Source organism: Paenibacillus sp. NPDC058174 (assembly GCF_042883865.1).
Classification (GTDB): Bacteria; Bacillota; Bacilli; order Paenibacillales; family Paenibacillaceae; genus Pristimantibacillus.
The window spans coordinates 975,040-995,686 of record NZ_JBHVUY010000002.1 but is presented as its reverse complement, the minus strand read 5'-3'; the positions used below and the strand labels follow the sequence as shown (position 1 = coordinate 995,686).

The following is a 20,647-nucleotide window of genomic DNA, read 5'->3' as shown; positions in this document are numbered from 1 at the left end:
GCCTCTTTTTCAGAAATAGAGCGAGACTCCCTTAATGTTACTTCAGCTTATCCAGCAATTGCTCTAGAGCGTGGCCGCGATGGCTAATGCGCTGCTTCTCTTCCTTGGACAGCTCGGCCATCGCACGATCAAGCTGCGGCAGCCAAAACAACGGATCATAGCCGAAGCCGCCCTCACCGCGCGGACGATCCGCAATATAGCCGTCTACTGTACCTTCCGCTTCCACAAACTCGCCTGTAGAAGGGTCATACAGCGCCAGCACGCATACGAATTGCGCTTCGCTAAGCAGTCTTGTCCCGTCTGCCAGCGGTTCAGCCGCGTCCGCACCGTCCAGCTTACTCAGCTCTGTCAGCAGCTTGGCGTTATTGTCGCTGTCAGCCGCGCCTTCGCCTGCATATCTGGCCGAATAAACCCCAGGAGCACCGCCTAGCGATTTGACACGCAATCCTGAATCATCGGCAAGCACAGGAACCTGGAAGGCATCGCCTGCCGCTTTCGCCTTAATGCGGGCGTTGGCTGCAAATGTATCTCCATCCTCCACGATATCGGGAAAAGCCGGATAATCATTAAGGCTTGCCACTTCCTTGCCCAGCTTGCTGAGCGCATGTGCGAATTCCTTCACTTTGCCTTCGTTTTTCGTCGCGATCAGAATACGTTTGTCGGACAGCTCCTTCATGCTACGCGCCTCCCCCGATACGGCCCGCATCTTCGCCCAACGCTTCACGCTGGCGCTCGATCAGACGCCCGATACCGCCTTCCGCCAGCTCCAGCAGCTCGTTAAGCTCGCTGCGCGAGAACGGCTCCTCTTCTCCCGTACCCTGCACCTCGACAAACTTGCCGTTGCCAGTCATGACGACGTTCATATCGACCTTCGCTTTTGAATCCTCATCATAATTCAGATCCAGCAAGGCTCTTTCCTGGATAACGCCCACGCTGACCGATGCCAAATAGTCGGTGATCGGGTATTTAGCAAACGTTGTCGTCTTCGCCAGCTTATTAACAGCCAGACACAAAGCTACAAATGATCCGGTAATCGAAGTCGTTCTCGTACCGCCATCTGCTTGAATCACGTCGCAATCCAGCGTAATCGTCCGCTCGCCGAGCGCTTGAAGATCTACAACAGAGCGCAATGCGCGGCCAATCAGCCGCTGAATTTCCATCGTACGGCCCGTCAGCTTGCCTCTTGCCGATTCCCGCTGATTGCGGGAATGCGTTGCGCGCGGCAGCATAGAATATTCCGCTGTAATCCAGCCCTTGCCTTGGCCTTTCATAAAGGGCGGAACCCGCTCCTCGACACTTGCCGTACAAATGACTTTCGTCTCTCCCACTTCAATAAGTACGGAGCCTTCCGCATATTTGTTAACGCCGGTTGTAATTTTCACCGGACGCAGCTCGCTTGGTTGGCGGCCTTCGGTTCTCATTGTTACATCCTCCTGAATCTTTCGTTCTTCTGTCCGCGATCGCATCGCTTACTATGTAAGGTTCGCAGCCTGTCGTTACAATCCTTCCTATTTTACCAAAGGCTCATACGAAAAGCACCCTTAACAATTTTTCAAATCGCGTATTGGCCCGCTGCTAGTCCATAAAAAAAGGAGAGAGCTCTTACAGCCCTCCCCGCTTGTATGCTGTTCCTGTTCAATTAGCTCTTAATCGCATTCACATGATGCGGACGTGTAACCGGCTCGGTGTAGGAATTATTCTTGTCGTCAATGATGTTGGATTCACCGTTAAGCAAAATTTGCACTTTAGATGCTTTCGTATTTTCCGTGAGTGACAGAACGACCGCTTGCAGCATCTCTTCCGGTGCAGCTTGGCCTTCTTCGTAAGCAGGATCTTGGAGATCGACGGTTACCGTGTCGTCCTTTTGCACAATACTATTAACCTTGACGTCATTGGTGATGACGCTGGTCAGCTCTTTTTTGTTGAGCGGCCCGGAAATAAGCTGTTCCATGGCAGCGTCGGCCAGCTTCTCAGGACGAGCGATCAAGCGCGTTACTGGCACATAATATTGCTCGTCATGCGAGGTTTGCGAAGAGAAATACAGTGTGACCGGAGTCGAGTTGGCATAGTTGACGCCATCAGCAGCTTCGAGGTTAATCCCCACTGCTCGTGTCAATGGCTCGTCTAACGGGAAGCCGTCAACCGGCATTTCTTGCAGCTTTTCACCCTCCGACAACAATTCAACGCCTTCGATGCCCGGCATAGCCGTGAGAGTCCATGTAATCGCCTCTACGATGGAGCGCTCTTCCGTATTGGTGTAGCTGTTGAAAGCTTCGGAGAAATCAACGATCGCCAGCTTGTTTTCAACTTTGAATGATTTCACTTGCGTTCCTTGCGGGAGAACGGCCTTGAAGTCTTCCGGAAGCTGGCTGGCATATGACCCGCCGTCAACCATCATTTCCAGCGCTTTTTGCCCTGGCTGCTCGTTTTTGCCAAACGTCGTTTGCAGCGCTACCGGTGCCAAGTATCCATTCCGGTCCTTCAAATAGACCGTCATCTGAGTTGCGTCGCCTTGGCCAGGCTGCTGAGCCTGTCCGGTGTTAGTACCGTCTACGTTGCTCGTTTCGTTCGTCCGGGGGGGATCAATTTCCCCATTCGTTTTTTTCGAAAACAACCCGCAGCCTGTCATGACAAGCGGCATTACCAGTAAACCGCCGATTGCGGCGCGGCGAATCCATCTTGTTTGAACCATATTAACCTTTCCTCCCCAATCGATTATTGCCTCGCGGCTTTTTACATTTGCTTATTTGTAGTACTATGTATACGAGCCCTTCCCTGATTTAGACCAGTTTTGTCCACAAAATGATGAGGGGGTAATACGGTGTTTACACCTAATCCTTATAGCTTGAACAGCCGCAAGGTCGCAGAGGCTACAGATGAGTGGCTGACGAAACGCGGCGTATCCAAAACGCAAATCGGACAACTTGTCCATTTTCTACAAAAAGACTATTTCCCTGACCTGTCGCTGGACGAATGCATCGTGCATGTTGATGCGGTATTGTCCAAACGCGAGGTGCAAAATGCGGTGCTGACCGGCATTCAGCTCGACGTGCTGGCCGAAGAAGGTAAGCTCATCTCCCCGCTTCAGGAAATGATTAAAAACGATGAAGGACTGTATGGCTGCGACGAGGTGCTTGCGCTCTCCATCGTCAACGTATACGGCAGCATCGGCTTTACGAACTTCGGTTACATCGACAAGCTGAAGCCCGGCATATTGAAAAAGCTGAATGAGAAAAATGGCGAGCATACGCATACGTTTCTCGACGACATCGTCGGCGCGATTGCCGCATCAGCTGCAAGCCGTATCGCACACCGCAAGCAAGCGGAACGCGAGGCAAGCACGGATCTGCCTTTGGACTGACAATAGGAAGAGCCTGCCGCATTCGATTGCGGCAGGCTTTTTATTTTAAGCTGATTAAATGTAAATCTAGCGTGTAGTCAAATCCTGCACGATCTCAAGATGACTAGCAGAGCAGCCTGCCATTAATCCTGCTATGATTAATATATTAAAATTTAACCATTCATTTTCGACGTAACCGATAAGACGCACATTGATCTGCAGGAATAGCGTTGGAATGACAATAAAAAATAGGCAGGGATGTAAGTATGACTGGTCATGAACGGCCCCCATTTTCCAAGGCGCTTACCGTCCAGCAATTTGAGCTGCATTATTGGTATAAGAATGAATTGATAAACGTATGCAAGACGCATAACATCCCCGCATCGGGAACAAAGGCCGAGCTGGAGGAACGAATTAAGAAGTGGCTGGCTGGCGAGGAGATGACGGATCACCGGCAGGCGGGCACAGCGTTAAGGAAAAAGAAACAGGAGTCTCACAAGGAGCTTACGCTGTCGACAAAGCTGATTCCAGATGGATTTAAATTTAATCAGCAGGCTCGAAATTTTTTCGCCAGCTATTATAAGAAACAGAAATTTTCCTTCACCAAGGAAATGGCAGCGCTGCTTAGAGAAGCGAAACGCCGCGGAGATATGGAGATGACCATAGCCGATTTAATTGAAGTCTATGAAGGCAAGACGAGCCTTGTCACCTCAGAGGAAAAAACCTATCAGTGGAACAACTTCGTAAAAGACTTAATAAAGACCCGCAAACAAAGGCAATCGATGACCAGATGACTGTCGCTGCGCAGTTATGGAAGCAAGTAAGGGATCATCCCGGTCCCAAGCAGTACTCGCCTGACTTACTGGCTGTCTATTTGCGTGAAGTGAATAAATAAGGGCGGTACCTTACGAGTGGCCCCAACGAATCAAAATGTAAAAGTGCAGGTTGTTAGCCGATTTTCCGACGAATTCTTGCATCAAAATGCAAAAGTGCAGGTTGATTGGGCTAAAAAGCCCCTTTAGAGTGAAATCGGGCGATTTCAAATGCACTTTTGCATTTTGATGGCGTTTTTGAAGCTTTTGAGCCTAAACAAAATGCACTTTTGCATTTTGTTTCTCGTCTAGCATAGGACGGCGAGCATATGGAGCTGAATCTGCATCATAGACTGTCGGAAAAATACTACAAAAATCGATAGGGGCGATAATGATTGCTGCCCGCTTCCTTGGTCAGTTGGACAGGCTCTTTGTTCGAGTAGACGATAATATGATCGGTATTCGTTCCGTATTTGCCATCCAGCATCACGTAGCTTGGAGGTCCGCCTGCCCGATGAACGACGATAAAATAGTTCTCGTATGCGGTCGCCAGTCGCGTTAACTTAACGATTGCTTTGGGATGCAGTTTTGTTGCAGAAGCCAGCTCAGTCTCCATTACGTAGGGAGGAATGACGTAGACCTCATCAGCGTCCTGAAGTGTAAAACTGACAAGTTCCTTGTCACCCAGACCGCTAATCGACTTTTCGACGATTTGTCCGATTTCTTTGTTCTCCGTCAGACGCCCCGAATCTGGAAATGGTGCTGCAAACAGTGCAGCCACTACGACAATAAATGCTGCAAAATAAACAAGCTGATTCCTTCTCATAATATATCTCCCTTGCTGCGAATGAACTTTACTAGTAGACGGCTGTAACGACTGAAAAATAACAAGCATTACAAAAAAAAGCCGGTGAGCTTTTTAGCTCCCGGCATAAGAAATGATTTCGTTATTATTGTTACTTCCGTTGTTTCAATCGAATAGTAAGACCAGCTGCTGCTAGCAGAAGACCTGCTGCGTAATAAGGAATTGAGCTGGATTCACCTGTTTTAGGCAGTTGATCAACGTTAACGCTGCCGAGCGGCGGCGTTTCTTCGTCGATCACAATCTCATCATCCTCAGAACCAACAGACGGGCTCGCAGAAGACGTTGGTGTTGCTTCCGGATCGCCTTCCACTGGACCTAGTGGAGGCTCTTCCGGCGTAATAACGATCTCCTCGTCAGGCGTTGCAGAAGGGCTCGCAGACGGAGTCGATGATGGTGTTGCCTCTGGTCCGCCAATAGGAGTCGGACTTGGTGTTGCTTCAGAACCACCGCTTGGTGTCGGACCTGGTGTGGCCGTTGGCGTCGATTCTGGTGTCGCTGTCGGTGTTACCTCTGGCGTCGACACTGGTGTCGCTGTTGGCGTTACCTCTGGCGTTGCCGTCGGTGTCGACTCTGGCGTTGACGTTGCCGTCGGTGTCGGTGTCGACTCTGGTGTCGCTGTTGGCGTCGACTCTGGTGTTGACGTCGGCGTCACTTCTGGCGTTACCGTTGGTGTCGCTACGGGCGTTACCGTTGGTGTCGCTACGGGCGTCGCTGTCGGCGTCGACTCTGGCGTTGCCGTTGGTGTCGACTCCGGCGTTGCCGTTGGTGTCGACTCTGGTGTCGCTGTCGGCGTTGCTTCTGGCGTCGCCGTCGGCGTCACTTCTGGCGTTACCGTTGGTGTCGCTACGGGCGTTACCGTTGGTGTAGCTACGGGCGTCGCTGTCGGCGTCGACTCTGGCGTTGCCGTTGGTGTCGACTCTGGTGTCGCTGTTGGTGTCGACTCTGGTGTCGCTGTCGGCGTTGCTTCTGGCGTCGATTCCGGCGTTGCCGTCGGTGTCGACTCTGGCGTTGCTGTCGGCGTCACTTCTGGCGTTGCCGTTGGTGTCGACTCTGGCGTCGCTGTCGGCGTAGCCGTTGGTGTTGCTGTCGGCGTGGCCGTTGGTGTCGCTGTCGGAGTAGGCTCCGGCTCTGAAACCGTGCCATCGAACGGATAATAATGAGCCTCGACATGCCCATCCAGCGAAGCCGCTATAATATTGCCTGCGATGTTGCTATATGTGGTCTTTACACTAGCATAAGGAGCCAGCAACGTGCCTCTTTGACCGGAAGAACCGATTGTAATATCGGTAGCTTCTGGAAAGTTGAACAGCAATCTGCGTACGGCAGCTGGATTCGAATTCTCGCTAAGCGTGTTATTCTTATCCGGCATAAAGGTTCCTGCTGTGCCAAAGCTTCTAGATTTACCTTTTACATTTACAATGACGGTCGATCCATTCGGCACCTGAATGACCAGCTCGCCGTAGTTTTGATCGATTTCAAACACATTTAAATTGTTGTCTGTTCCCGCTAATGTCAGCGTTCCGTAAGCGTTGCTCGCTGTCCCGTTCGCAGGCAGTGCAGCCAGCTTCGCAGAAACTTCCTTCAGATAGGTCGCTTCGGCGTTAAAATCGATCGGATTTCCTTGCTTGGGAGAGGTCCCATTCGTAACCGTTACATTCCCCGTATAGGAACCGCCGTATTTGGCATTTCCGCCCTTAACCGTTCCATTGTTAAAAACCAGTGAACCGCCAACGACCAATGCGTTATCAATCACTTTTTCTTTGCTGTTCACCGAGTAATTAGTAAAATTCGCAGCTCCGCCTGCCGCAACAGGTCCCTCGGAGTCGGTATTCATTAGCGACACGCTGCCCAATACAAAAATATTATAAGACCCTGCCGTGCCCAGCAATGACGATCCAGGCGAAGCCGCCGCGCTCACAATCGCATGCAGTCCCGCTCCGAAAATCACGATTGCCGACATCGTTAGCATAAAAGCCGTCTTCATTTGTTTTTTGAACAAATTCATGTCCTCCCCGCGCTTATTATGGCAATAAAAAAATCCGACTACCTGAATGATTCATTCATGGCAATCGGACGATCATTGTACAATAATAAATTGCACAGAAGACTCCTGACTTTGCGTCCCGCGCTTTCGCGTGGTTTGCTCACAGCACTAGTGCTGTTCATGTGTCATGCAGTTGTCTTCTAAATTTTATGATGCAAATCTTTCCACGTCAATACGGAAAAATAAATTTTATCGTTCTTCCGGCGCCTTCCAGCCGCTCTATTGAACCCCTATGCTCCAAATAATAGAGATGAGCCAGCGTCTCCGCCATCGCAAACCGCAAATTATGCGGATTACTGCGCAAGTTTATGCCGAACAGCCGCTCGGACAGCTCGAAAGCGGACAACGGCTCCTCCAGCATGCGCTTCATTCTATCCAATCTCCGTATATGATGCTGCTTCAGCTCTTCGATCCGGGCAGCAAATCCGGCGAACGGATCACGGTGTCCCGGAAAAGCAAAGCTCACCTCATAGTTCAGCAATTCATCCAAATTCGTCAAAAAATCATGCAACGGGTCCGTTTCTTCCCCTGGCACAACGCTTATGTTCGGCGTTATCCGCGGCAGCACCTGATCGCCGCAAAACATCCAGCCATTATGCGGCTCGTAGAGCAGCAGCTGTCCATACGCATGACCGGGTGCATCAATAAGCTGCCAGTCAAAGCCGCCAAACCGGATGGTCTCCCCTGCTTCCATATAAGTAACGGACGGCTGGGGCGACACCCTCTCCTCGAACAATTCAAGATTAGCTGCTATCGCGGACGTAAGCTCATCCGGCATGCCATGCTGAGCAAAAAGCTGTCCAAGCTCTTCAGCAAACCGGCTTTCTTCCGTCCATAACCTTGCGGTGTAAGCATGCGATCTGCGGGACATATATACCGGCGCTCCGCTTAGCCCTTGAAAATAACCGGCCAGTCCGTAATGGTCAGGATGCTGATGTGTCACGATAATCCGTTTGATCTCTTCAATAGCTATTCCATGCCTCTGCATCGCCTCGTTCCAGGCTGCCAGAGCTTCATCCGTTCGCAAGCCGGGATCGATAACCGTATAGCCGCTGCGATCCGGCTCCGGAATCAAATAGCTGTTTACCCATTTCAATGAAAACGGAAGCGGTACCTTTACCTGAATCCAACCGTCATTCCATTGCGCTGTCTCCACCTGCTGCTCTTCTTGCTCCATGAAACCGAATTCCCCTTTCGAAAATAAAACGAGGCAACGATATCCTAATCATCGTTGCCATAGCCGTCTAGGAGATGGCGTACAGCCTCTCCGTATTGGTCAAATCTTCAATCGTAGCTGCGCCGATTCCGAACATCGTCGACCGCAGTTCAAATTCGATCCGTCGGAATTGTTCGACGAGCTGCTCCACCGAAACGCGATTATCCGACTGCGCCGCACGAGGCAGCAGCACCCGGCCGAAGCCTGCAACGCTTGCGCCCAGCGCGATCGACTTGGCGGCATCAACGCCATTGCGGAGTCCTCCGCTGGCGATGAGCGTCATATCCGGCACTCTGCCGCTTACTTCCCGAATGCTGTCCGCAGTCGGAATGCCCCAGTCTGCAAAAGCCTCCGCCGCCTGCTTCCTAAGCTCGTCTTTGAGCCGGTGCTTCTCCACTTGGCTCCAGGATGTGCCGCCAGCTCCTGCTACATCTATAAAGGAAACGCCAATATCGGCCAGCCGAGCTGCCGTATCTGCATCAATGCCCCAGCCAACCTCTTTGATGCCTACCGGAACGGCAAGCTTGCGGCATACCTGCTCGATCCCTGCAAGCAGTCCCCGGAAATCCGTATTCCCCTCGGGCTGGAACACCTCTTGCATGCTGTTCAAATGAAGCACGAGCGCATCGGCCTCAGCAATGTCCACGGCTCTCTGGCATGCCTCGGCGCCAAACCCGTAGTTCAACTGGACCGCCCCAAGATTGGCGATTACCGGAACGGAAGGCGCCTCTTTGCGGATAAAGAAGGATGCGGCAAGATCTTCCCGTTCAATAGCTGCCCGCATGGAACCAAGTCCAATCGCCCATCCGCAATGCTCCGCCGCTTCCGCCAAACGCCGGTTGATCGAGCCCGCTTCATCCGTTCCCCCAGTCATGGAACTAACCAGCAGCGGCGCTTGCATGGAGCGGCCCAGCCACTGTGTATTTAGCCTGATCTCTTCAAAAGAAAGCTCTGGAAGCGCATTGTGGCGAAACCGCAGCTTGTGCAGCCCGGTCTCGATCCCTGAACCCGCGACCTCCTCCTGAAGGCAGATGCGGATATGCTCTCCCTTTCTTTTCGCGGTTGCAGCAGCCTCTGCTGCGCTCGCCGCTATCGTATGATCACTCATCGTGAACCTCCTGGGTCTCGTTTACTATGCTCCGTCCATCATAACGCAGTTTTTAACCGCCGGGCAACATTGCTCCAATTGAATTCAATAAAATGAACGTATTAATCATTTTTATGAAGTTTACAATCATTTTTATTGTTAATATGATGATTATGTCTTAAAATAGAATCATAAGACGATATTAGCTAGGTTGCATGCTTGCAACGTTCGCAAGGCGCAACCTCCGGGAGGCCTATATAAATGGATATTAAAATTTTCGACAGCGCACAGGAACTGGATGCATTCGCAGCCGATCTGATCGTAAGTACCGTACAGAACAAACCAGCCCCCGTTCTGGGCCTGGCTACAGGGTCGACACCGCTCGGGATCTATGCCAAAATAGTAGAAATGCATCGTCGTCAAAACATTTCGTTCGAACATGTTACCTCTTTTAACTTGGACGAATATGTCGGCTTGACGCCGGATAACGATCAAAGCTACGCCTATTATATGAAGAGTCATTTTTTTGCCCATATCGATATCCCATCTGACCGGACGTTCTTGCCTAACGGCATGGCTGAGAATTTGGACGCGGAATGCGCCCGCTACGACAGCATGCTGCAAGAGCAGCCTGTTGATCTTCAACTGCTGGGACTCGGCCATAACGGCCATATCGGATTCAATGAGCCTGCAGAAGCATTGACCGGCGGCACGCATGCTGTCAAGCTGGAGCAAGAAACCCGTGAGGCGAACGCCCGTTTCTTCGCTTCCATGGATGAAGTGCCGGAGCTGGCGATTACGATGGGCGTGGGCTCCATATTAAAGGCGAACCATATTCTACTCGTGGTTCGCGGCGCGGATAAGGCGGATATCGTCAAGCGAGCGCTGACCGGCCCTATTACAACGGACGTACCGGCATCGCTGCTGCAGACGCATCCTAGAGTAACCGTGCTGCTCGACCGCGAAGCCGGAAGGAAGTTGGCGTAATCATGACATTCCCTAGCGAATGGCTGATTTACAATGTAAGCATCGTTTTGGAAGACCGTGTCGCACATGGAGCTGTCCATGTTAAAGACGGCACGATTGCTGCTATTATTGAAGAAACTTCTGACTACGAGGAAGTTCCACAAGCTGTTCAGCGGATTGACGGCGGCGGACAGTGGCTGCTTCCCGGGTTTATCGACGTTCATATTCACGGCGGAGCCGGCGGTGATTTTATGGACGCCAGCCAGGAGAGCTATGAGGCGATTACTCGTTTTCACGCATCGCAAGGCACGACAGGCATGCTGGCTACAACGATGACGGCTTCGAAGGAAGCGATTGATTCGGTACTGCAAGCTGTCAGCCGTTTCCAAGCGGAAGGTATGCCCTATACAGCGCTTTACGGCGTTCATCTAGAGGGGCCATTCCTGTGCTTGAAGTGGATCGGCGCGCAAAATCCGGCTTTTCTGTCGCTGCCGCGAATCGATTGGCTGGAAGACTGGGAGCTTCGCTTTCCTGGACTCGTCAAGCTCGTGACGCTTGCTCCGGAGAACGAAGGCGCAATGGAAGCGATCCGCTGGCTTTCGGAACATGGGATCGTTGCCGCATGCGGTCATACGGATGCCACCTATGAAGTTATGCAGAATGCAGCGGATCACGGTTTGACGCATGCGGTACACACTTATAACGCCATGCGTCCGCTGCATCACCGCGAACCGGGTACCGTTGGTGCCGTATTGTCAGACGACCGGATTTGCGCCGAGCTGATTGCCGACGGCTTCCATGTTCATCCTGGAGCTATACGGCTGCTCGCCGCCGCAAAGCCTGCTGACAAGCTCATCCTCGTATCTGACGCCATGTCTGCAGCCGGGATGCCTGATGGACTTTATGATTTAGGAGGCCTTCCGGTCTTCGTCAAAGACGGCGTTGCACGTCTGAAGGAAGGCAATTTGGCAGGCAGCAGCCTGACGATGATCAACGCTTTCCGGTTCATGCTGGAGAACACCTCCTTATCTGTTACGGAGGTCAGCCGGACTGCCAGCGGCAATGCGGCCAGACAGCTTGGCCTATACGAGACAACCGGCTCGATAGCGGTCGGCAAACGCGCCGATCTCGTGCTGGCGGAGCAAGCTTTTCACCATGTATCAAAAACTTGGGTGAATGGCAAGCTTGTCTTTCAACAAAACTAGACGCTCTTATGCAAGGCCTGCCGGCGGCAGGTCTTTTTTCATATGAAAATTGGGAAAAAAACGGAGATTGCTAGCAAATCTAATAGAGATGGGCTACTATATAAGGATGTCATTCGACTAGAAGAAAGGAGAAAAAATGGAAATCGTACGGAAAAGCAGCCTTCTCGCTTCACGCGGGTTGCTCATACTGGGCTGCTTATTATTCGCAACCGCCTTTATATCCTCTGCCTTATATGCATTTTACATAGCCCCTCCCCTTTATGCAGCAGGAGCTATCGCAACAGCAATCATTGTTATGCTGGCTGCCGCGTATGGACTTAATCGGATTGGGTCCAGAATGTGGTTTACGATAGGTCTTGTTATCACCGCTTTTGCTGCCAGACTTCTCTGGGTGCTCTGGATTGATACGCCGCCGGCATCCGACTTTTTATTTATGTATAATGCGGCTTCAAGCGCAGCCGTTGGCGATTTTTCATTCAATGATACGGAATATTTCTCAGCATGGGTCTATCAAATGGGATTTACGATGTATGAAGCTCTTATCATTTCCTTATTCAACGAACCGATGCTGATCCTTAAACTCATCAACGTATGCGTAACCACCGTCACCGTATGGGTCGTGTACAAAGCAGCCTCCTCGGTGTTCAATGAACGGTCCGGCCGGATTGCCGGTTTTGCTTACGCATTCTACATACCCAATATTATGATGTGCTCGGTATCGAGCAATCAGCATTTTTCCACCCTATTCTTTATGATGGGCTGCTTGGCTGCAGTCGCAAAACGGTGGCAAACCTCCCGCAGCCAGTGGCTTGTAATCGGGGTTTGTTTTGGCCTAGGGCAATTGTTCCGGCCGATTGGCGGCATCTTTATCGCAGGTCTGGCTGTCTATTTGCTCCTCTGCCATCTGCTGCCTCAATTCAGCCGCCGGAAACTCCTTGCGTCTGTGTTCAAGCTGGCCGGCGTCATTGCTGTTTTTTACGCGATTCAACTGCTCGTAAGCTCGCTGTTCATGCAGGCCGGCTATACCGAATATCCACTATCCAACCGCGAACCGTATTGGAAATTCATGGTCGGACTCAATGCTGCTACGGACGGGAAATGGTCGCTGGAGGATGGCAAGTATGTGCTCCAATTCAAGCTTGGCGAGGAGAGGGATGCTGCGGAGCTTGCCGTTGTGAAAGAGAGGCTGCAGGATAAAGCCGCCGTCGCTGCCTTGTTTGCTAGAAAATTCGTATTCTTCTGGGGAGCTAAGGATGATGCTGCGATGTGGAGCCTGGGGGAAATGAATCTGCCTGTTCTGCAGATTAGTGTGGAGCGTATCGACGGAGCCTCCTACACAGCGATGAGCCTGTTTGGTGTTCTCGCGCTCATTGCACTACTAAGAAGGAAAACAGTTTCCCGGTCAACGCTGTTTCTTGTTCTTCTGCTTGGTTATGCAGCCATTCATTTGGCCATTGAAATCCAAGCCCGGTACCGGCTTGATATCATGCCCGCTTTTATTATTTTGCAAAGCTATGGCGTTTACTGGCTGCTCCAACGCTTGCGTAACTTAAAGCTTTTCAAAGCGCGTACGAGCTAGATTAATATCGTTACTATAGCTAGCTAACAAGGGCTGAATTTAGTTCGCAGCTCCAAGCGTGCGGTGTGGCGTTGCATGACGGTTGCCAATGCTATGTTTATTTTAGTTTAATTTACTTCATCCGCTAAATGTGATAATTACAGGTATATGATCTGCGTCACCTCGTATGAGCATCATAAATAACGGGGTAATAAGGGGCAACGCAGGAAAGTACATATTAATGGCTATTATTTCTCTACTCGGTATCTTATTTCCCTATTTAACTGCGCAAACGTCGATTATACGAGTGTAACGTAACAAAGTTCACTAGAGCGGAATTTGATTTCTTTATAGAGAAAAAACCAACCCTATCTGATGGAAACGACCTGAAAAGAGCTAATCAGAGAGAAATTAGAGAAAATTTTGCAATAATTAGCGAAGTTTGTTTCGATGTAACATTCCAAATCAGATGGTCAAGCAGATCGAACGCAGGTTAGGTGGAGCTTCACCGCACGCAGCTCCTAGCGCGGTGTGAAGATGGCGGCAAGATGAATGCCGACGGCAAACCTTCCATCCGCTAGTCCAGTCCCGCTTCACAAAAAATAAGGCAGCGGCCGAGTCCTCACAAGGATCCGGCCGCTGCCTTATTTGCTTTCTATTTCTCGTCTGCCACATAGAGGCTGATCCCATGCTGCTGAGCGGCCTCTTGTAGCTCTGGACCAATCGGTACATCAGTAATGAAGGCTTGCAGCTCGGAAAGCGCTGCAATCGAGAACAGCGACACCTTGCCTATCTTCGTCTGATCGAAGACGGCATAGGTCACATGTGAGCGCTTGATCAGCGCCTTCGCGATTTGCGCTTCCTGCTCGGAGTACGTCGTAATGCCGCCTGTAGCGGAAATGCCGTCGACTCCGATGAACATTTTGCCGATGTTCAGATGGGAGACCATCCCTTCACCCAGCGGGCCGCATAGCTCGAAGCTGTTATGACGCATAATGCCGCCTGTGACGACCACTTGGATCGCGCTGCCTGCCAGCTCCATTGCAATGTTGACCGCATTGGTCACCACTGTAATGCCGCTTCGGAATTTCAGCTGCTTGGCGATCAGATAATTCGTTGTACCTCCCGAAAGGCCAACGACATCCCCCTCTTCGATCAAGGAAGCCGCTTTGGCTGCGATACGTTCTTTCTCGTAAATCGACAGCCCTTCCCGCTCGGCAAAGCCAAGATCGCGAACCGCATTCATGCCGTCGTACATCGCGCCTCCGATCGTGCGAATGATCGGGTACAGCGACTCCATCTGCTCCAGATCCCGTCTAGCCGTCGCTTCGGAGCAGTCAAACCGTTCCACCATTTCCTGTATGGTAATGCGCCCCTGCTGCTTCAGCACTTGAAGTATCGCTTCCCGGCGGCGCTGGCCCTTCGATGCGGTCACGCCCATATCTGCCATGATTAACGCTCCACCCACACTTTATCAGACATACGCTGCTCTACAGCGCTCCATTCTGGAAGCGCCTCCCAGTCCCCGCGCATCTGGACAACCAGCGAGCCGTTAATGCTGGCTAGTCCAACGGCCTGTGCTGGCGTCATTCCGCGCATAATGCCGGCCAAGAAGCCTGCACAGAAGCCATCACCTGCGCCAACTGTATCGATGACCTTCTCCGCCGGATAGAAGGGAACAGCCGTCTCCTTACCATTGTCCAGCACGAGCGTCGTATCGCCAAAGCCCTTCACAATGGTCACAGCGTTCAACTGAAGCAGCTTCGCCTTCACTTCTTCAAAGCTGTCTGTATTGTAGAGCAGCTTGAGCTCGTCCCAGCCTGGGAGGAAATAGTCGGCCTGCTCCGCAATCGGCAGCAGCGTCTCACGCGCTTCCTCGATTGACCAGAGCTTCAAGCGCAAATTCGGGTCGAAGCATACTTTGACGCCCGCTTCCTTGGCAATTTCAATTGCCCTCAGAACCGTCCGGCGGCTGCTGTCGCTTAGCGCCGTCGTAATACCTGTCACATGAAGCAGCTTCGCACCGCGAATGTACTGCTCGTCCAGCTGCTCCGGCTCCATGCGGCTGGCAGCGGAATGCTTGCGGTAGTAATGCACGGCTGTCCGGCCGGCCACATGCTCGCGGAACATCATCCCGGTGGGTGCATCGCTGCTCAATATGGAGCGGGACACATCGACGCCTTCGCCGCGAAGCGTCTTCAGAATCATTTTGCCAAACGGATCATCGCCCAGTACGCCGAACCAGCCTGCCGAGCCTCCCAGCCTCGCTACGCCGATTGCCACATTGCTCTCGGCACCGCCAAAGCCTTGCTCCAGCACAGTTGCCCGCTCCAGCGCCTTATGCTCCGGCGGCATGAATAATGCCATCGATTCCCCAAAAGTAATGATGTCCGGTGATGTCTGATGCACGCTATTCTCCCCCTATATGACTGAAGCTCAATTGCATTTATAATTTGTAGAACGGGAATTTCATAAAGTAGATAACAACGACATAAAGCACAAGCACGATCAGACTGAATACGCGAGCCTTGGCAATATAAGCCGTTGCGCTTTGGCCGTCCTGAATAGAAGAAACGATACGCTTAAGCGGCTTTGTCATAATGCCCGAAATCGCAGCGATTGCAAGGAACAGCAGCGTAACGATAATCATCCAGACGACTGTGTAATCATTTTGCGACATCAGATAGCCGCCTGTAAGCAGCTGTACGATCAAGAAATACTGGGCAATCCGGTTTGCCGTAACGAGACCGTCGGCAAGACCGCCTTGTCCGCCGCCGTTAAGCTTGGAAGCTCTGCCGACCATAAACGGCAAAACGACATAAAAGCCCATTCCGACCGCTCCAAGCACATGCAAAAATAACATCGTGTTTAACATTAAACTGCCTCCTACATCATTAATTAATCTACCAACTAGTATACTAAATGATTGTAACAATTACAAAAGAAAGCGCTGCATCTATTCCGATTTGAAGCCGTATTTGCAAATGACTCCGTGGATGGCAAAATAGTCGACTTCGTCCGGCAGCGCATCCTTAATCGGGCGCAGCTTATCCGCGCTCAGCTCGCGAACAGCATCGATAATTTGCTGCTCGTACTGCTCGGGGATTACACGGCTCCAATCGAGCTCCATGCCTTCCTCGGCACAGCGGATAATATGCCCCTCAATCGTCACCCGGCTCATTCCCCGTTCGGAAGCAACCTCTTGTGTAGATAGACCAGCGTTAAACATCTCCAGCGATTGGACATGGCTTGGCGAGCCCTCTGTTCCGCCTGAGGATGCAGGCCGTTCGGCAGTACGCCGGACTCCGCTCTTTGCAGCAGCAGAGGCAGAAGACGCAGCCATTCCCGGCTCACCTGCAAACTGCCCAATAATAGCGAGAAGCTCTTCGCCGTATTTGCCTGCTTTTGCCGCACCGATCCCTTTCACCTGAAGCAGCTGGGCTTCAGTCAGCGGCTGCACATCAGTCAGTTCCTTCAGCGTCGCGTCAAAGAACAGCATAAACGGAGGCACATTTTCCCTCGCCGCCGTCTCCTTGCGCCATTGCTTCAGCGCATCGAATAATGGCGATGACATTGCTCCGCTTGACGAAGCGCTTCGCTTCACGGTCATTCGCAGACGCTGCATGACAGTCTCTTTGCCCTCGAGAACCGGCAGCGCGCTTGCCGCCAGCGACACGGTTGGATATTGCCCGTCGCTCATGCGCAAATAGCCTTCCGCAACAAGCCAGTACAGCCAATCGGCAATTTCCTTCTCCGGCCAGTTGTTAAACAAGCCATAGGTAGAAAGCCGATCAAGCCCAAATTCCAGCAGACGCTTGTCTCTGGAGCCCTTCAGCACTTTAGCCGCCATCGTAACGCCAAAGCGGCCCCTCATCCTGCCCACGCAGGATAGCGCCTTTTGCGCCTCCGATGTCCGGTCAACAAGCTCGCTTTTATCCAGGCAGCTGCTGCATTTGCCGCAAGGCTCGACGCCCTTCTCGCCGAAATAATCGACGATAAACTGCTGCAAGCAGCGCTGTGTACGGCTGTAATTCATCATCGTATACAGCTTGCTTTGCTGCACTGATTTGCGGTCCGTGTCACCGGTGCCTTGCTCAATCAAAAACCGCTGCACCTGCACATCCTGCGGTTCGAACAGCAGCACGCATTCGCTCTCCTCGCCGTCACGTCCGGCCCGGCCTGCCTCTTGGTAATAAGACTCGATATCGCCGGGCATTTGCCAATGAACGACGAACCGCACATTCGGCTTGTCGATCCCCATACCGAAGGCATTTGTTGCCACCATGACGCGAAGCTCGTCGAAGCGGAACCGCTCTTGAGCCGAAGCCCGTTCTGTGTCAGACATTCCGCCATGATATTTGCCCGCGGCAATTCCTTTCCGGATCAGCAGCTCCTCCACTTGCTCCGCTTCCTTGCGCGTTGCCGTGTAGATGATGCCCGATTGCTCCTCGCGCTCAGCGAGAAACTTTTGCAGAAACTGCTTTTTGTCCCCGCCGCTGACGACGGAGAGAGACAGGTTGGGTCTAGCAAAGCCCGTAACGAAAACATTCGGCTGCCGCAAACCGAGCATTGCGGAAATATCCTCCGCAACCTCTGTCGTTGCTGTAGCGGTAAAAGCCGCTACAAGCGGACGGTTCGACAGCCGTCCGATCCAGCCGGCAAGCTGTCTATAGCTTGGTCGGAAATCATGGCCCCACTGCGAGACGCAATGCGCTTCGTCAATGGCGATGAGCGGAATGTTCATCTGTGCAGACAAGCTGTCGAACATCGGTGCATCGAGCCGCTCCGGTGCGACATAGAGCAGCTTGTAATCACCGTTCATTGCCCGGTGCAGTACGTCCCGGTATTCACTGGCGCTAAGCGAGCTGTTCAAAAAAGCCGCAGGAACACCGATCCGGTTAAGCGTATCAACCTGATCCTTCATCAATGAAATAAGCGGGGAAATGACAAGCGTCGTACCCGGCAAAAGCAGCGAAGGTATTTGATAGCAGACCGATTTCCCTCCCCCGGTCGGCAGTATAGCAAGCGTATCTTTGCCCTGCATAATGCCCGAAATAATATCTTCCTGCCCCGGCCGGAACGTATCGTAGCCATATACTCTTTTCAGCTCTTCCTTTGCCTGCTGCAGCATTCTCATCCCTCCGTTTGTTTGACTAAACAGTAAAAGAGGACCCTGCAGTTAACTGTCAGGGTCCTCCCGAACTTGCTTTATGAGACTCACAAGCTAATGCGTCGATTAAGCCGTTACGATCTCGATGACACTGCGGACGGAAGCAGCGGATTTATCAAGCGCCGCTTTCTCGTCTGCCGTCAGCTCCAGTTCGAAGACTTTCTCGATGCCGTCGCCGCCGATTATGGCAGGCACGCCCATGAACAGATCGTCATAGCCGTATTCGCCTTCCAGCAAAGCAATAACCGGCAGAATCCGTTTCTTGTCCTTCAGTATCGCTTCCGTCATTTGAACGAGCGCAGCTGCAGGAGCATAATAAGCGCTGCCGTTGCCTAGCAAGCTGACAATTTCGCCGCCGCCTACGCGCGCACGCTGTACGATTGCTTCAATCCGGTCAGCCGGTATGAGCTTCTCGATCGGAATGCCGCCAACGTTGGAATAGCGAACGAGCGGAACCATATCGTCGCCATGGCCGCCAAGCACGAAGCCGCGAACGTCTTCGACGGATACATTAAGCTCTTGTGCGATGAACGTGCAATAGCGTGCTGTATCCAGTACGCCGGACTGGCCGATAACGCGGTTTTTGGGAAAACCAAGCGTTTGGTAAGCGACGTAGGTCATCGCATCAACCGGGTTGCTCAGAATAATAACGTAAGCATTTGGGCTGGTAGCTTTTACGTTCTCGCACACCGATTTCACAATACCCGCATTTGTATTTACAAGATCGTCCCGGCTCATGCCAGGCTTGCGGGCAATCCCTGCCGTAATGATGACGATATCGGAATCTTTTGTATCTTCATAATTGGACGTGCCAATGATGTTGGAGTCAATACCTTGAACCGGCGTAGATTCCAGCATGTCGAGAGCTTTGCCCTTTGTAGGGTTCTCCAGCTGCGGAATGTCAACGAGAACCACGTCGCCCAGCTCTTTTTGCGCAGCCATTAAAGCTGTAGTCGCACCAGTGAAGCCTGCGCCCACGACCGTAATTTTTCTTCGTTTGATAGCCATTTCAGATATAACCTCCTCTATAGATGTCAAAAGTCAAAAGTCAGAAATCAGAACTACATGTTTTTAATAACTTCGTCAGCGAACGCGGAGCATTTCACTTCAGTTGCGCCATCCATCAAACGGGCAAAGTCATAAGTAACGGTTTTGTTGTTGATGGAAGCTTCCATGCCTTTGTAGATCAGGTCAGCCGCTTCTTGCCAGCCCAGGTGCTCAAGCATCATAACGCCGGAGAGGATAACCGAACCAGGGTTTACAACGTCTTTGTCTGCATATTTAGGAGCTGTGCCGTGAGTCGCTTCGAAGATCGCGTGGCCAGTCAGGTAGTTGATGTTCGCGCCCGGAGCGATGCCGATGCCGCCTACTTGAGCTGCCAGAGCGTCGGACAGGTAGTCGCCGTTCAGGTTCAGCGTAGCGATAACGTCAAAGTCAGTTGGACGAGTCAGAACTTGTTGCAGAGCGATATCGGCAATAGCGTCTTTTACGACGATTTTGCCAGCTGCTTCAGCTTCAGCTTGTGCTTTGTTTGCTGCGTCAGTGCCTTCTGCTTCTTTAATGCGGTCATATTGACCCCAAGTGAAAGTTTGTTCAGCAAACTCTTGCTCAGCCACTTCGTAGCCCCAGTTTTTGAACGCGCCTTCTGTAAATTTCATGATGTTGCCTTTGTGTACGAGTGTAACTGTTTTTTTGCCGTGCTTGATCGCATACTCGATCGCAGCGCGAGCCAGACGTTTCGAGCCTTCTGCGGATACTGGCTTGATGCCGATACCGGAAGTTTCAGGGAAACGGATTTTGTTAACGCCCATTTCGTTTTGCAGGAACTCGATTACTTTCTTCACTTCAGCGGAACCTTCTTGGTACTCGATACCCGCATAGATATCCTCTGTGTTCTCACGGAAGATAACCATGTCTACGAGCTCAGGACGTTTAACCGGGGAAGGTACGCCGTCGAAGTAACGCACTGGACGCAGGCAAACGTACAGATCAAGCTCTTGACGAAGCGCAACGTTCAGGGAACGGATGCCGCCGCCGATTGGCGTAGTCAAAGGACCTTTGATTGCCACGATGTATTCGCGGATCGCAGTCAGCGTGTCAGCTGGCAGCCACTCGCCATATTCGTTGAACGCTTTTTCACCTGCAAAAACTTCGTACCAAGCGATTTTTTTGCTGCCGCCGTATGCTTTGTCAACTGCTGCGTCAAGAACGCGTTTGGATGCGCGCCAGATGTCGCGGCCTGTTCCGTCGCCCTCGATAAAAGGGATGATCGGGTTGTTAGGAACTTGCAGTACGCCGTTGTCAATCGTAATTTGGTCGCCTTCAGTAGGAAGTGCGTATTTTTCGAATTGTGCCATGATTAGTATTCCTCCTAGAATGTTTGG

General features: G+C 51.8%; 18 protein-coding genes and 1 riboswitch. Of the genes, 5 read left to right on the top strand and 13 right to left on the bottom strand.

All coding sequences use genetic code 11. The features are described 5' to 3' along the window. Window positions 1–37: 37 nt before the first annotated feature. The 3 genes from ACFVVF_RS16000 to ACFVVF_RS15990 form a co-directional block, all read right to left on the bottom strand. The gene (locus ACFVVF_RS16000; RefSeq protein WP_387811291.1) at window positions 38–676 is read right to left on the bottom strand and encodes an XTP/dITP diphosphatase; all 639 of its coding nucleotides are present in this window, start codon (window positions 674–676) and stop codon (window positions 38–40) included. Between the two features lies 1 nt (window position 677). Then, complete coding sequence (gene rph, locus ACFVVF_RS15995) at window positions 678–1,421, bottom strand: ribonuclease PH (RefSeq protein WP_387811288.1); 744 nt, start codon at window positions 1,419–1,421, stop codon at window positions 678–680. A 218-nt stretch (window positions 1,422–1,639) separates the two neighbouring features. Next, window positions 1,640–2,692 (bottom strand): GerMN domain-containing protein, encoded by a 1,053-nt coding sequence (locus tag ACFVVF_RS15990; protein ID WP_387811286.1) that lies wholly within the window; start codon window positions 2,690–2,692, stop codon window positions 1,640–1,642. Window positions 2,693–2,821: 129 nt separating this feature from the next. Here ACFVVF_RS15990 and ACFVVF_RS15985 point away from each other — a divergent pair, with 129 nt between their 5' ends. Together ACFVVF_RS15985 and ACFVVF_RS15980 are read left to right on the top strand one after the other, a co-directional pair. Continuing rightward, window positions 2,822–3,361, top strand: coding sequence for a phosphatidylglycerophosphatase A family protein (locus ACFVVF_RS15985; RefSeq protein ID WP_387811283.1), 540 nt, complete (start codon window positions 2,822–2,824; stop codon window positions 3,359–3,361). A 245-nt stretch (window positions 3,362–3,606) separates the two neighbouring features. Beyond that, window positions 3,607–4,134 (top strand): SAP domain-containing protein, encoded by a 528-nt coding sequence (locus ACFVVF_RS15980; RefSeq protein ID WP_387811280.1) that lies wholly within the window; start codon window positions 3,607–3,609, stop codon window positions 4,132–4,134. Between the two features lie 385 nt (window positions 4,135–4,519). Here ACFVVF_RS15980 and ACFVVF_RS15975 read toward each other — a convergent pair whose 3' ends face one another. From ACFVVF_RS15975 to fni, 4 genes are all read right to left on the bottom strand, one after another. Beyond that, entirely contained in the window at window positions 4,520–4,978 is a 459-nt protein-coding gene (locus ACFVVF_RS15975; RefSeq protein ID WP_387811277.1) for a hypothetical protein, read from the bottom strand. Between the two features lie 130 nt (window positions 4,979–5,108). Next, on the bottom strand, window positions 5,109–7,016 hold the full coding sequence (locus ACFVVF_RS15970) for a choice-of-anchor A family protein (RefSeq protein ID WP_387811274.1): 1,908 nt from the start codon (window positions 7,014–7,016) through the stop codon (window positions 5,109–5,111). A gap of 62 nt (window positions 7,017–7,078) precedes the next feature. After that, window positions 7,079–7,172: riboswitch (cyclic di-GMP riboswitch) on the bottom strand. A 58-nt stretch (window positions 7,173–7,230) separates the two neighbouring features. Beyond that, complete coding sequence (locus tag ACFVVF_RS15965) at window positions 7,231–8,238, bottom strand: MBL fold metallo-hydrolase (protein ID WP_387811272.1); 1,008 nt, start codon at window positions 8,236–8,238, stop codon at window positions 7,231–7,233. Between the two features lie 67 nt (window positions 8,239–8,305). Continuing rightward, window positions 8,306–9,385, bottom strand: a complete 1,080-nt coding sequence (gene fni, locus ACFVVF_RS15960) for a type 2 isopentenyl-diphosphate Delta-isomerase (protein ID WP_387811269.1) — start codon at window positions 9,383–9,385, stop codon at window positions 8,306–8,308. Window positions 9,386–9,625: 240 nt separating this feature from the next. On the opposite strand from fni, the gene nagB reads away from it, so the two are divergent. The 3 genes from nagB (at window position 9,626) to ACFVVF_RS15945 (ending at window position 13,114) form a co-directional block, all read left to right on the top strand. Then, window positions 9,626–10,351 carry a glucosamine-6-phosphate deaminase gene (gene nagB / locus ACFVVF_RS15955; RefSeq protein ID WP_387811266.1) on the top strand — a complete coding sequence of 242 codons (726 nt, stop codon included), beginning with the start codon at window positions 9,626–9,628 and terminating at the stop codon, window positions 10,349–10,351. 2 nt (window positions 10,352–10,353) lie between these two features. Next, complete coding sequence (nagA, locus tag ACFVVF_RS15950; protein WP_387811263.1) at window positions 10,354–11,535, top strand: N-acetylglucosamine-6-phosphate deacetylase; 1,182 nt, start codon at window positions 10,354–10,356, stop codon at window positions 11,533–11,535. A 136-nt stretch (window positions 11,536–11,671) separates the two neighbouring features. After that, complete coding sequence (locus tag ACFVVF_RS15945; protein ID WP_387811260.1) at window positions 11,672–13,114, top strand: glycosyltransferase family 39 protein; 1,443 nt, start codon at window positions 11,672–11,674, stop codon at window positions 13,112–13,114. A 634-nt stretch (window positions 13,115–13,748) separates the two neighbouring features. Here the strand turns inward: ACFVVF_RS15945 and ACFVVF_RS15940 are convergent. From ACFVVF_RS15940 to icd, 6 genes are all read right to left on the bottom strand, one after another. After that, entirely contained in the window at window positions 13,749–14,534 is a 786-nt protein-coding gene (locus tag ACFVVF_RS15940; RefSeq protein WP_387811522.1) for a DeoR/GlpR family DNA-binding transcription regulator, read from the bottom strand. Window positions 14,535–14,545: 11 nt separating this feature from the next. Continuing rightward, window positions 14,546–15,502, bottom strand: a complete 957-nt coding sequence (locus tag ACFVVF_RS15935) for a sugar kinase (RefSeq protein ID WP_387811258.1) — start codon at window positions 15,500–15,502, stop codon at window positions 14,546–14,548. A 37-nt stretch (window positions 15,503–15,539) separates the two neighbouring features. After that, on the bottom strand, window positions 15,540–15,968 hold the full coding sequence (locus ACFVVF_RS15930; RefSeq protein WP_387811255.1) for a hypothetical protein: 429 nt from the start codon (window positions 15,966–15,968) through the stop codon (window positions 15,540–15,542). An 81-nt stretch (window positions 15,969–16,049) separates the two neighbouring features. Then, window positions 16,050–18,224: a DNA helicase RecQ gene (gene recQ / locus ACFVVF_RS15925; RefSeq protein WP_387811252.1), complete on the bottom strand. Its 2,175-nt coding sequence runs from the start codon at window positions 18,222–18,224 to the stop codon at window positions 16,050–16,052. A gap of 105 nt (window positions 18,225–18,329) precedes the next feature. After that, complete coding sequence (gene mdh / locus ACFVVF_RS15920; RefSeq protein WP_387811249.1) at window positions 18,330–19,271, bottom strand: malate dehydrogenase; 942 nt, start codon at window positions 19,269–19,271, stop codon at window positions 18,330–18,332. Between the two features lie 53 nt (window positions 19,272–19,324). Next, window positions 19,325–20,620: an NADP-dependent isocitrate dehydrogenase gene (icd, locus tag ACFVVF_RS15915; RefSeq protein WP_387811246.1), complete on the bottom strand. Its 1,296-nt coding sequence runs from the start codon at window positions 20,618–20,620 to the stop codon at window positions 19,325–19,327. Between the last annotated feature and the right edge of the window lie 27 nt (window positions 20,621–20,647).